Below are 13,354 nucleotides of genomic sequence, written 5' to 3' on the forward strand. Positions count from 1 at the left end.
AACACATATTTTTCTATAGAATAATATCAGAGGAGGTATCATTATGCTAGAGAGAAAGATACTTTACAGTCTGAGAGAGTGGAGAAAAAGAAAAGGCCATAAAAGCTTGATAGTCACAGGACAGCGTCAGGTAGGAAAGACTTATGTTGTGGATCAGATGTTTTCAAAGGACTATGAATCATATATTTATATCAATTTCATTGAAGAACCATCTATGATAGGAGAATTCTCAGGTGACCTTGATATAGATACATTAAAGCTTAATATCTCAGCAAGAAGACCTGGAACAAAGTTTATAGACGGAAATACATTGTTATTACTAGATGAGATACAGGAATGTCCAAATGCCATAGCTTCTCTGAAGTTTTGGACAGAGGATGGAAGATACGATGTGATTGGTATGGGTTCATCATTAGGTATGAACTACATGAGTGAGATTTCATATCCTGTAGGTAAGGTAGAATATTTATCTATGCACTCCCTAGACTTTGAAGAATTCCTTTGGGCAGAAGGAATGGATAAAACTGTAATAGAAGGTATTAGGAAGTATTTTGATAATATAGAAAAAATGCCTGGCTCGTTGATAGGTACTATGACAAGCTATCTTCGCAGGTATATGGTGATAGGCGGCATGCCAGAAGTAGTATCTACTTACATCGATACAAAGGATTTACATGCAGTTCACGAATTGCAAGGTCGATTAATAAGAGATTATAAAGCTGATATAGCCAGATTTGCTGATGCAAATATGAGAATTAAGGCGCAGGAATGCTATGAATCTATTCCGTACCAATTGACAAAGGAAAATCATAAATTTCAATATTCAAAGGTGGAGTCAAAAGCTACCGCAAACAAATTTGGCTCAAGTATTGCATGGCTAAATAATCAGCTATTAACTGTGCAGGTGCAGAATCTTAAGAGGATAGAATTTCCATTAGAATCTTATGCAGATGAAACGAACTTTAGAATATATCCAACAGACATAGGCATCCTAGTAGGCATGTTTGATGAGGGATTAAAAAAGGCTCTGCTTGAAGATAACAGCATCGAAGAAAAAGCAAGTGGATTAATCTTAGGAACTGCAAAAGGAGCTCTATATGAGGCGCTTGCAGCAGATATGCTTCACAAAAGGGGCTACAATAAACTGTTCTTCTTTAAGCATGAAAAAAATACCAGCGAAATTGAATTTGTAATAATGAAAGAAGATGAGATAATCCCAATCGAAATTAAAGCAGGCAGGAAGCAGGCTAATTCTCTAAAGAACATCCTAGAGAATAGCTCACACCTTAAAAAGGGATATAAGATGGCATCTGTAAATATTGGCAAATCAGATAAAATAATTTCAATGCCGATATTTATGTTGATGTTTATGTAGAAAAAGAGCCACCATCATTTGGTGGCTCTTATATAATTGTAAAGCATGAGCGAGAGCTTTACGGTGATTGCATCTGAGAATTTTCTTACATCATATCCAGTTAAATCAGCAAATTTATCAAGACGGTAGATAAGAGTATTTCGGTGAATAAACATCTTACGGCTGGTTTCGGCCAAAGATAAGTCATTATCGAAAAATGCCTCTAAAAGGTTCAAAGTTTCCACGTCAAGACCAGATAAAATGTCGAAATTGATATGGTTGTTTAAATATGTCTCAACTTCATCGGCAGGTATATTGTAAAGCAATCGGCCTAGCCCAAGGGTATTGTATGAATAAATATGACCTGAACTGTTAAAGATATTGCCGATGTGCATAGCAATAACAACATCCTTGTAGGAAGAAGGCAGGTCTGTAAAATTGTTAGTAGGTAAATCGTAAGAAACCTTAAAAGACATGAAGGCTTCGGACTCAAGCATATCCAAAAATTCCATACAGTACTGATTAATCTCTTCGGAATCAGGAGTCTTTTCAAAGTGTACAATCAATGCAATATGCTTAGAATCAATCTGAACCAAGGCATCCTGCGAATCTGGAAGAAGGCTCTTTAACAGTGATACAGCTTCCTTTGTGTAATCAGTCTGGCTTTCCAGGTAGAAAACCATGCGAACAGCGTTTTCATCTATATGGAAGCGATGAATGTAGGCTGCTGCGTCTGAATAAGAAAGCTCTCTGGTAAGGAAAGCCCTGTAGAAGGAGCTTTTAGAATCAAGAACATTGAATCTAACAACCATTTCCTTAAGCTTATTAATAGTTTCATCATCTGAAAGTTCAGAATCAGATATTTCAAAATTAATTCCAGTAGCCTTTGATAATTGCTCTAATAATTTTTGCTTTTTTTCTTCAAAATTCATTTCAATACCCCAATAAAAAGATAGCAACATTATAGCATAAAAAAACTGGATGCGAGTGCATCCAGTCTTTTTTTATATGGCTAAGTATTAGTTAGCAATTGTAAGCTCTGTATCCTTATCGAAGAAGTGAGCCTTCTCCATATCAAGAGCAAACTTAACTGTGTCGCCGCCTCTAGCTGTTGTACGTGGGTCAACTCTTGCTGTAACCTGAGTTCCAGCATAATCGAAGTATAAGTAAACTTCTGCACCAAGAAGCTCGTATACAGAAATCTTAGCTTCGATAACTGAAGCAGACTGTGTATCAACGAAGATCTGTGAATCATGAATATCCTCTGGACGGATACCAAGGATTACAGACTTGTTAGCATAACCAGCATCTGAAAGAGCCTTTGTCTTTGCAGGTGGAATCTGAAGGCTAGCACCGTTAACCTGGATAGCTGAGCAATCAGCATTAAGTGTTCCCTCAAGGAAGTTCATCTGAGGTGATCCGATGAATCCAGCAACGAAGAGGTTGCATGGCTTCTGGTAAAGGTTAGCTGGTGTATCAATCTGCTGAACAACACCGTCCTTCATAACTACGATTCTTGTACCAAGTGTCATAGCCTCTGTCTGATCGTGTGTAACGTAGATCATTGTTGCTCCAAGTGAATCATGAAGCTTAGAAATCTCAGTTCTCATCTGAACACGAAGCTTTGCATCAAGGTTTGAAAGAGGCTCATCCATAAGGAATACCTTAGGGTTACGAACGATTGCACGACCCATAGCAACACGCTGTCTCTGACCACCTGAAAGAGCCTTTGGCTTTCTGTCAAGAAGCTTCTCAAGGTCAAGGATTCTAGCTGCCTCACGTACCTTCTTATCGATTTCGTCCTTTGGTACCTTACGTAACTTAAGACCAAATGCCATGTTATCGTAAACTGTCATATGTGGGTAAAGAGCGTAGTTCTGGAATACCATTGCGATATCTCTGTCCTTAGGCTCTACGTCGTTCATAAGCTTTCCATCGATGAGAAGCTCACCGTCTGAAATCTCTTCAAGACCAGCAATCATACGAAGTGTTGTAGACTTACCACAACCAGAAGGTCCTACGAAGATGATGAATTCCTGATCCTTAATGTCAAGATTGAAATCCTTAACAGCGTGGAAACCGTTAGGATATTTCTTATTAATGTTTTTTAATTGAATGTCTGCCATTGTAAAAATCCTCTCTTTTTTTTAAATCTATTTGGGAATCTCCCTTAACTATCTACGATTATAAAAAATGGAGAAATTGTGAACAATGTTAGAATAACCAAAAAATACAAAATCCTTTCGTTATTTTGACAACCACATGTGAAAAATGCACAAAACCATAAGTCTTAAATTGAGCACATACACTATAGTTCAATATATAATATGTATAAAAGAACGGTTAGTGTGGTATAATACATAGGAGTGTATATATTAATAACATTAGGGAGATTGTTATTATGGAATCAGCAAAATATAGGAATCGCTTAAATCGTTATCTGCGATTCCCTCTATACATGCTTATTATCTTTTTAATAGGATGTATCGCAGTTAGTTTTGTAGATACAAAAGTGGCAGGCATTATGACTGCCTTTGTATTTGTGTATGGAGTTATTTGTTTCATATATTACAGAGCTAATCTGAAATCATTCAAAAATACCATTATTGATTACGCAGTGCACTATGGCACTGTACAAAAGGAGCTCATCAAAAACTTCCGCTTGCCTTATGTGCTTTTGGATTCATCTGGCAAGATTATTTGGATGAATGATGAGTTTAGAGAGCTTGTGGATAAAAACAAGACATATAACAAGTCAATTACCAGCATCTTTTCAGAGATTACTCGTGAAGGCATTGACCACGCTAAGGATGATAATTTCGATATTCACATTGAATATAACGATAGAAAATACTTAGCCTGCTTGCAAAGACTTGATATGTCGGAGCCTCTTTCTGGTGGAAATATTTCTATAAATATGGAAGATTCATCAGATGGCCTGGTTGCAGTAATCCTTTTTGACGAAACAGATATTCAGGCTACAAAGGCAAAGATTAATGACCAGTCGATGGTAATGGCCCTTCTTTATGTTGATAATTACGATGAGGTATTCGAACAGGTTGAAAATGCTAAACGCTCAATGCTTTTAGCCCTATTAGACAGAAAGATTAATAAATACTTTGGCGAAGGAAATGCCATTGTAAGACGTTTGGAAAAGGATAAGTATTTAATCATCTTCCAACACAAGTATCTTAAGCAGTTTGAAGAAGATAAATTCTCAATTGTGGAAGATATCACCACTATTAAGATGGGAAATGACAAGGATATTACAGTAAGTATCGGTGTTGGCTTAGGTAGTGACAGCTATACGCAAAAGGCACAGTATGCTCATGTGGCAATCGATCTTGCACTTGCCCGCGGTGGTTGCCAGGTAGTTGTTAAGAATGGCCAGAACGTATCATATTATGGTACACATGGTAAGGAAGTAGAGCGTACCACACGTGTTAAAGCGAGAGTTAAGGCCCAGGCTCTTCGAGAGCTAATGGAGACTCGAGAGCGAATCATCGTAATGGGACACAATCTTTCCGATGCAGATTGCCTTGGCGCTTCTGTCGGCGTGTACTGTGCAGGCCGAGAGATTGGCAAGCCAGTAAATATCGTAATTGATACAATCACCAGCTCAATGAGACCGGTGGTAGAGTCTTTCACAGAAAAGGGTGAATATCCAGATGATATGTTTATTACCAGTGAGCAAGCCCTGAACCTGTGCAACGACAACACACTTATAATGGTTGTTGATACAAATAGACCAAGCTATGTAGAATGTCCAAACCTACTTAATAAGAACAAAAATATTGTTGTAATTGACCACCACAGGCAGGTGGATGAAGTAATAGAGAATCCAATTCTTTCATACATCGAGCCTTATGCATCATCAGCAAGTGAGATGATTGCCGAGGTTTTACAGTATTTTGCGGATAAGATTAATATCAACCCAACAGAGGCTGATTGTATTTACGCAGGTATACTTATCGATACAAACAACTTTATGACAAAAACGGGTGTCCGTACATTTGAAGCAGCAGCTTTCCTTCGCCGTAATGGCGCCGAGGTTACTCGTGTTCGAAAGATGCTTCGTGAAAATATGGAAACCTACAAGGCACGTGCTGAAATCGTTAGAAACGCTAGAGTTTACAGAGATGCATTTGCTATAGCAGAATGTGAGCCAGATGGCAATCTTGAAAGTCCTACAGTTGTAGGCGCTCAGGCAGCCAATGAGCTTCTTAATATCGTAGGAATCAAGGCTTCCTTTGTTCTTACAAAATTTATGGATAAGATATTCATAAGCTCTCGTTCAATCGATGAAATTGATGTGCAGAGTATTATGGCACGCCTTGGTGGTGGTGGACATGTAAACATCGCAGGCGCTCAGATTCAAAACAGAACCCTAGAAGAGGTTCGCGAGGATCTTGAGGCCACAATAGATAAAATGCTAGAAGAAGGAGAAATTAGACTATGAAAGTAATATTACTTGCAGATGTAAAATCACTTGGAAAAAAAGGTGAGGTTGTAGAAGTAAGTGAAGGATATGCTAGAAACATGCTTTTCAAGAAAAAGCTTGGTGTAGAGGCTACAAACGCAGCACTTAACGACCTTAAGCTTCAGAATAAGCACGATGAAAAGGTGGCTCAGGAAAATTATGAGGCCGCTTTAGCATTTGAAAAGGAAATTGCTGAGTGGAAGGTTGAGACCAAAATCAAGACAGGAGAAGGCGGACGTACCTTCGGTTCAGTATCTACAAAGGAAATAGCTGAAGCTGCAAAGAAGCAGTACGGCAAGGAAATCGATAAAAAGAAAATCGTTCTTGATGATCCAATCAGAGGTCTTGGCACTTACGAGGTAAAGGTTAAGCTTCATCCAAAGGTAACAGCTACACTTCGTGTTCACGTGTCAGAACAATAAAATTAGGGGAATAATTAATGGAAGACGTAATCAAACGACAAATGCCTAATTCTCTAGAGGCAGAGCAGTCTGTTATTGGTTCGATGATTGTAGATAGGGACGTTATTGTGGAATGTTCCGAAATCCTTATTAAGGATGATTTCTACCACCAACAGTATGGAATGCTTTTCGAAGCCATCGTTGAGCTTTACAACGCTGGCGAGCCTGTAGATGAGGTAACCTTGCAGAACAAGCTTAAGGAAAAGGGAGTTCCACCAGAATTCGCTTCCCTTGAGTTCATACAGGAATTGGTATTGGGTGTACCTACAACAGTAAATGCAAAAAGCTATGCCAATATCGTAAAGGATAAGGCAGTACTTCGAAATATCATTAAGGTAAATCAGAATATCGAGAACATGTGCTTTGAAGGTTCTGAAGAGGTTGATACCATCCTTAATCAGACTGAGCATGACATATTCGCCCTGGTGCAGAATCGTGGAAACACAGATTATGTGCCAATCAAGCAGGTTGTTATGAATGCCATTGCAAAGATTGAGCAGGCATCAAAGCAGCGAGGCGTAGTTACTGGTATTCCAACAGGCTTTATTGATTTGGACAGACAGACTGCAGGCTTGCAGCCATCTGACCTTATTCTTATTGCGGCCCGTCCATCAATGGGTAAAACAGCCTTCGTTCTTAACCTGGCACAGCATATCACTATCCATGAGCATTTATGCGCAGCCATATTCTCACTGGAAATGTCAAAGGAGCAGCTGGTTAACCGTCTATTCGCCCTAGAATCAAGAGTAGATGCCCAGAAGCTTCGTACCGGTAATCTGCAGGAAGCAGATTGGGAAAACCTTATCGAAGGTGCTGGTAAAATCGGTAATTCAAAGCTTATTATTGATGATACACCAGGTATCTCAATCGGAGAGCTTCGTAGTAAATGTAGAAAATTTAAAATGGAATTTGGCCTTTCTATTATCATCATCGACTACTTGCAGTTGATGTCAGGTAATGGAAAATCAGAAAGTAGACAGCAGGAAATCTCAGAGATTTCTCGTTCACTAAAAGGTCTTGCCAGAGAGCTGAATGTACCAGTTATTGCACTGTCGCAGCTTTCCCGTGCCGTTGAGCAGCGTCCAGATCATCGTCCAATGATGTCTGACCTTCGTGAATCAGGTGCCATCGAGCAGGATGCCGACGTGGTTATGTTCATCTACCGTGATGATTACTATAACCACGATACAGAGCTTAAGGGTGTATCTGAAATCATCGTAGCTAAGCAACGTAACGGTCCTATCGGAACCATCGAGCTTACTTGGTTACCAGAATACACAAGATTTGCTAATAGAGACCACAGTGGCCAATCAAATCATGAGTAAGGCTTCTCCCTGGTGGAGAAGCTGTCACCGCAGGTGACTGATGAGGGGATAATTACAAATGACCCTCATCCGTCTGCTTCGCAGCCACCTTCTCCCATTGGGAGAAGGCTTTTTTTTATGCAAAAAAAGAAGTGCTGCAACGCAACACTTCTTAACCGGTTTTCTTGATTAAGTTATTACTTAATGATTAGCCCTGAGAGATAGCTCCTGTTGGGCAAACACCTGCGCAAGTACCACAATCAACACATGCACCTGCATCGATGTTGAACTGTGAATCTCCCTGAGAGATAGCACCTACTGGGCACTCAGGCTCGCATGTACCACATGATACACATGAATCAGAAATTACGTATGCCATAATAAAATTCCTCCTTAAATATAATTAATAAAAATTATCAATTACGAGTTGATGAGACTATAATACAACTAAATTGTGTCTAAATCAAGGACAAAATTAAATTTTTAAAAATATAGCTAAAATCAAGGGATAAAGCGGTTCACATAAACTAACTTCTGTTGATTTAGGCTAACATGAGTTTAAATTGTGTACACAACTTAGTTAATATCAAACTAACCTATTTATTAAGTATGTATTAACAATGCTTATAATCAATTGCGAAAAATCGAAATACATGGTATTATCAATTGAAATCAAATAAAGAAAGGAAGTATTTGAAATGGCAAGAGTATCAAAGGCAACAATGATTGGTGAGCTTCTTCAGATTGATGCTGACGTAGCACCTATTTTACTTAATATCGGCATGCACTGTCTCGGATGTCCATCATCTCAGATGGAAACAATTGAGGAGGCAGCTATGGTACACGGTATCGATGCTGACGATCTTGTAGAAGAGATTAATACATTCTTAGATTCAAAGGCTTAATGAGCAAATAAAAAAGACCAGTTTTGCTGGTCTTTTTTGTTGCTTAAATTGTGGCGAGCTTTTGAATTGCATCGCCTTCAGCCATTATTTCGTAGTGTTCAGCCATATATTGGTCTGTTCCAACTACATAGTTCTGCTGGTTGCTATATTCTGAAAGAATATTGCACACTTTGTTGTAGGTCTCGGCTGAGTCTTCTGATTTGCTAACTACTAAATAGTATTTGTCGTCAAATGGACTCTTGTAGAGAGAATTCTTTCCAGTGTAAAACGTAGCCAGGATACCTGATAATCTAAGTACATCATCCAGATTGTCGAAAACGAACATTTTGGTAATGTCTACAGGTAAACCCTTTTTAGCTGCTTCCTCTGGGGAAGCTGCGATTGCGGCCTGTGCCTTTTCAATAAGGCTATTAAAGATATTTAAGATATCATCAGCCGCTGATTCATTGAATGGCTTGGCTGGTGCATCGTTAGCATCCATATCGTCATCATCATAATCATCATCGTCCTCTGAAAATCTAGAGAAACGAGTATCTAATTCGTCAGGATTTTCAACCTTTGTAACTACAAGAATAATAGATTCTGATGAAAGCGGTATAGCTTCTATCATAAGCGGAATATCTTCTGCTTCGAAACCGTACTGGTATGCAGCCTGTTCCATAAGCTCCTTAAACAGTGCTCTGGCTTTGGCTGAGCCGTAAGCAAGCTCTGAAAGCTTGATGTGGCGGCTTATTAAATCTTCTCTCGATAGAGTGCATCTGATCTGGTTCTCGTTGATTCTTTCAATCTTCATAAAAATCACCTCCCGAATCGAAATAAGATGCGACTAAAGCAAATTTCTTATTCGAATTATATATATATTATATCGGAAAGTAAAGGCGAGAAGCCATATAAATCGTGATAAAATTATAAAATTTTTATAAAATATTGGTGTTATAGAAAAATATTTATTTTCAAATTGGGTATTGCAATATAATTTTACATGTGATATAAACTTATCTGCAAGATGCCTTTCCGAAAGGAAGGAGCAGAGTAATATGATACCTGAAGATATAGAAGACAGGTATGACATAGTTCAAATACTGCAAGAAACAGCAGCTACAGCAGTATTACTTGTCAATTACAGAAAGATAGGAGCATTAAGGGTTCTAAAGGCGGTTCACAGTGCCCATCCTGATGCACACAGCATCCTATCCGAAGCACATCTTTTACAGGGGATTAAATCATCCCAAGTACCCACAATTTTTAGTGTAGAAGATACAAATGAGATGAACTACCTAGTTGAGGAATACGTAGAAGGACAATCTCTGCGTGAGTATTTGCTAGATACAATAATCTCAAAAGAAAAACTGATAAAAATAGCTATTAGTCTATGCGATGTTATAGAGGCTTTACATAATGCCGATGGAGGACCAATTCTTTATCGCGATATGAAGCCTGAGCATGTAATATTGCAGGAAAATACTGTTCGTCTAATAGATTTTGGCATATCTGTAAGGAAGTCTGAAGCAGCAAAGGCAAGGCCCCTAGGCACAATAAATTGGGCTGCACCAGAGCAACTTAAGGCCGGTTTCTTAGACGAGCGATGCGACGTTTATGGTGTCGGCAAGATTATTGAATTTATGCAGAAAAACAGTAATGCAAGAGATGATTTTAGAATAAAAAAGCTAGTAAGTCAGGCAACTGAGGAAAATATTGAAAATAGAATAAAGTCTATAAGTGAATTAAAACAAGGCTTGCTTGATTTGCAAGGAAATAAAGCTAAGAACACAACGGAAGTAAGGCATCTTTGCAAAAGAATAGCAGTGGTTGGAGCAGCACATGCTGTTGGGACCACAAAAATAGCAATAAATATATGCAGGTTCCTAAATAAAAGGGGATTAAGTGCATATTACAAAAATGAAAAGGATGATGTTGTCCATAATCTTTTGGAGAATTTATCTGGCACAAAAATAAAGGATGGAATTTTATACCACGATTATTTCAAGGGCATCTTAAATTATGGAGATGCAGTAGAAAAATATATGCCTCCTATTGGATTATACATTGTTGATTGCGGGATAGACCTAAATCAGGCTATCAATAGCGATTTAATCATTATGATTACAGGAACTGCGCCATGGCAAAGGGTGCGCTATCCAAAATGGATACGGGATAAGTCTGTTTTGTTGGTAGCGAATATGTCTACAAAGATAGCATCCATAAGGCTGGCAAAGGAACTGAAAAAGAAGGTTTATATGTATCCGCCTTCAAAATGTTCAGGTGATTTATCAAAGGAAGAGGAAAGGATTATTCAAACATTATTGCAAAATGAAAAGGATATTAAGTTTTAAACATTGGCAAAAAAAGAGCTATAAAAAAATAATTGGAAAACAAAAAAGAATTGGAGTAATCGGCGCGTCAAAAAAAATGGGTGTAACACATATGTGTTTGGCTATAGCAAATTTCTTAGGCTCGGCATTGAAACAATCAGTTTTATATATCGAGCTTGCTAATAGAAGCCAGCTGTTACCAGTTGTTGGCGATAAACAGATTAACTTTGATGGACATGTAGGCTTTAAATACAAGGGTGTAATCTATGTGTTGGCCTGCGATGTGGAAGAAGCCCTGCAACTAATTAATAGCTGGGAGGGGCACATTGTGATAGATATAGCTGAATACTCAGAAATAACAAAAATAATTTATAGCCGATGTGAAACAAAGATAATGATTGGTTCTTTAAGCCCATGGTGTGTAAATGACATGGATATATTGATAGAGTTAATGAAAGGAGACTGCATAAAAATTATAAAGATATATATATTAAAAAAATTTCAAGGCACTCAAAAGAATTCGCGTAAAGCTATTTTGGATCATTGCATCATGCGTGAAAGACCAATCATTGAAGATCCTTTTAAGCTAAAAGAGGAGGATTTCGAGCCTCTATTGGAAATGATAATGTAGCTGCGAAAAGAAGGGATTCCAATATCGTCACTGGAATCTAAAAAAGGACAAATCTAGAAATAGAGGATTATTAAGTAAATATATTATTAAAGGGGCTCCTGGGATGGGAGCCCCTTAATATATTAGCCAAATTCATAATTAGAGCATCTAGGCTATACTCCTATTATGAAACTATCCTAAGATTGAAAGTACGCCCTGTGTTGACTGATTAGCCTGTGCAAGCATTGACTGGCCAGCCTGAGCAAGAATGTTATTCTTGCTGTAGTTAACCATCTCGTCAGCCATATCTGTATCACGGATACGAGATTCAGCAGCTGTAGAGTTCTCAACTACGTTATCAACGTTAGCGATTGTGTGCTCTAATCTGTTCTGAACAGCACCAAGTGCAGATCTCTGAGCAGATACCTTTGCAACAGCATCAGCGATTGCATCGATTGCGTATGTAGCAGCTGTACCTGTAGTATCAGATACGTTAATACCCTTAATACCAAGAGAAGCAGCGCTCATAGAATTAACATCTACATTAATCTTGTTTGTCATATCAGCATCAGCACCAACGTGAAGGTTGAATGTAAGCTTATCCTTGTAGGTTACAGTACCCTGTGTAATTTCAAATGAACCATCATTGTTGTTCTGAACCTTAGCAGCTGTATCTGTACCAATTGAAGAAGCCTTCTGAAGCTCATCTGCCATAAGTGTGTATGCTCTATTAGCAGAAATCTTGCTATCATCTGCTGCATCAACACCTGCTACTGTATATTTAGTAGAATCAACAGTAACCTCTTGTCCTTCTTTTAATAACTCAATGATATGATCACGAGTATAAGTATTTGATGCGCTATCTTCTTGAGCAGCCGTTTCTGCTATTTTGTAAGTAACTTCATTTGTTGTATCAATATTTGCTACAGTAACAGTCTTATCACCTTGAAGATTTCCAATAGCCTTTGCTACATCAGCAAGCTTTTTAATCTGAGCACCTGAAAAAGCTGTTTCAACAGCTGTCCTTGTTTCACCACTAATAGTTGCAGAATCACCTGCTGATAGCGCACTACCCTTTATATCTTCTGCCTTGATTGTACCGCTACCACCTAAATCGAATGCTGACTTTTCGCCATCTTTAATATTTTCTACAATATTAAATTCCTTTAAACCACTAGTAGTCTGTGCTGCATTAAGCTTAAGTGTAGCTCCTTCAACAGCAATCTGGCCCGTAGTCTTCATGTGACCCTGTGCAGCATATAATGCAGTATCTTCATATGTAGACTTATCGTACCATCCAGCAGTTGTAACGTGAGTTCCAGCTGCCTTATACTCATATACAGTACCATCTTTTGCAATAATCTGATTATTTGCAGCCTCTACATCACTGTTTCCAATAAGTGTATTTGCCTTAACATCATTTGTAAGAGTAGTTGTTTTTCCATCTACTGTTACACTATCGCCAACTTTAACAGCTTTATTTGTTAAAGTAGCTTTATCTTCGTAGCTGTCTTCTGACTTGCCAAGACCGATGCTGTACTCCTTGCCTGCAATAGTAACCTTGTCACCATTTTCAAGCTTCTTGTTAAGAGTAAACTTTGTTGTTCCAGCCGTTGTATTCTCAACAAGCTTTCCATCAAGACCAGCGTCATGAGCCTTTACTGTCTTAGTAACTTCGTTACCATCAGCATCGCCCTTAAGTAAGTATGTCTCATTGAACTTTGTTGTTTCAGCTACACGGTCGATTTCTGTTGTAAGCTGATTAATTTCGTCCTGGATTGAGTTACGATCTGTATCACTGTTTGTGCCGTTTGCTGCCTGAACTGCTAGCTCATTCATTCTCTGAAGCATTGAGTGAACTTCTGTTAAAGCACCTTCAGCTGTCTGTACTGCAGATACACCATCCTGAGCATTTGTAGATGCCTGAT

12 protein-coding genes are annotated in these 13,354 nt (G+C 38.4%); 7 read left to right on the top strand and 5 right to left on the bottom strand.

Annotated elements, in window-relative coordinates; genetic code table 11:
- Window positions 1-43 precede the first annotated feature (43 nt).
- Window positions 44-1,375 (top strand): ATP-binding protein, encoded by a 1,332-nt coding sequence (locus BM097_RS06440; protein WP_090547117.1) that lies wholly within the window; start codon window positions 44-46, stop codon window positions 1,373-1,375.
- Window positions 1,376-1,389: 14 nt separating this feature from the next.
- Here the strand turns inward: BM097_RS06440 and BM097_RS06445 are convergent, their stop codons facing one another.
- Complete coding sequence (locus BM097_RS06445; protein ID WP_177197392.1) at window positions 1,390-2,286, bottom strand: PucR family transcriptional regulator; 897 nt, start codon at window positions 2,284-2,286, stop codon at window positions 1,390-1,392.
- Window positions 2,287-2,373: 87 nt separating this feature from the next.
- Window positions 2,374-3,480, bottom strand: a complete 1,107-nt coding sequence (locus BM097_RS06450; protein ID WP_090547122.1) for an ABC transporter ATP-binding protein — start codon at window positions 3,478-3,480, stop codon at window positions 2,374-2,376.
- Window positions 3,481-3,755: 275 nt separating this feature from the next.
- Here BM097_RS06450 and BM097_RS06455 point away from each other — a divergent pair, with 275 nt between their 5' ends.
- Genes BM097_RS06455 through dnaB form a run of 3 tightly spaced genes read left to right on the top strand, consistent with a single transcriptional unit; the run spans window position 3,756 to window position 7,620 of the window.
- The gene (locus BM097_RS06455) at window positions 3,756-5,813 is read left to right on the top strand and encodes a GGDEF domain-containing protein (RefSeq protein WP_090547124.1); all 2,058 of its coding nucleotides are present in this window, start codon (window positions 3,756-3,758) and stop codon (window positions 5,811-5,813) included.
- A complete protein-coding gene (gene rplI / locus BM097_RS06460) occupies window positions 5,810-6,256 on the top strand; it encodes a 50S ribosomal protein L9 (RefSeq protein ID WP_090547126.1) in 447 nt (148 codons plus the stop codon). Before BM097_RS06455 ends, rplI begins: the two co-directional genes overlap by 4 nt.
- 17 nt (window positions 6,257-6,273) lie before the next feature.
- A complete protein-coding gene (gene dnaB / locus BM097_RS06465; RefSeq protein WP_090547127.1) occupies window positions 6,274-7,620 on the top strand; it encodes a replicative DNA helicase in 1,347 nt (448 codons plus the stop codon).
- A gap of 187 nt (window positions 7,621-7,807) precedes the next feature.
- On the opposite strand, the gene BM097_RS06470 is transcribed toward dnaB, so the two are convergent.
- Complete coding sequence (locus BM097_RS06470) at window positions 7,808-7,978, bottom strand: DUF362 domain-containing protein (protein WP_090153072.1); 171 nt, start codon at window positions 7,976-7,978, stop codon at window positions 7,808-7,810.
- A 319-nt stretch (window positions 7,979-8,297) separates the two neighbouring features.
- On the opposite strand from BM097_RS06470, the gene BM097_RS06475 reads away from it, so the two are divergent.
- Window positions 8,298-8,504, top strand: coding sequence for a DUF1858 domain-containing protein (locus BM097_RS06475; RefSeq protein ID WP_015550586.1), 207 nt, complete (start codon window positions 8,298-8,300; stop codon window positions 8,502-8,504).
- A 43-nt stretch (window positions 8,505-8,547) separates the two neighbouring features.
- Here the strand turns inward: BM097_RS06475 and BM097_RS06480 are convergent, their stop codons facing one another.
- Window positions 8,548-9,297 carry an adaptor protein MecA gene (locus tag BM097_RS06480; protein WP_090547130.1) on the bottom strand — a complete coding sequence of 250 codons (750 nt, stop codon included), beginning with the start codon at window positions 9,295-9,297 and terminating at the stop codon, window positions 8,548-8,550.
- Window positions 9,298-9,541: 244 nt separating this feature from the next.
- Here BM097_RS06480 and BM097_RS06485 point away from each other — a divergent pair, with 244 nt between their 5' ends.
- Both BM097_RS06485 and BM097_RS06490 read left to right on the top strand, forming a co-directional pair.
- Window positions 9,542-10,837 (top strand): serine/threonine-protein kinase, encoded by a 1,296-nt coding sequence (locus BM097_RS06485; protein WP_090547133.1) that lies wholly within the window; start codon window positions 9,542-9,544, stop codon window positions 10,835-10,837.
- Window positions 10,815-11,447 (top strand): hypothetical protein, encoded by a 633-nt coding sequence (locus BM097_RS06490; RefSeq protein WP_090547135.1) that lies wholly within the window; start codon window positions 10,815-10,817, stop codon window positions 11,445-11,447. Before BM097_RS06485 ends, BM097_RS06490 begins: the two co-directional genes overlap by 23 nt.
- Before the next feature lie 171 nt (window positions 11,448-11,618).
- Here BM097_RS06490 and BM097_RS16875 read toward each other — a convergent pair.
- Window positions 11,619-13,354, bottom strand: a 1,736-nt coding sequence (locus BM097_RS16875) for a flagellin (protein WP_330389582.1), incomplete at its 5' end; no start/stop codon positions are given.

The organism is Pseudobutyrivibrio sp. OR37 (assembly GCF_900113655.1).
Classification (GTDB): Bacteria; Bacillota; Clostridia; order Lachnospirales; family Lachnospiraceae; genus Pseudobutyrivibrio.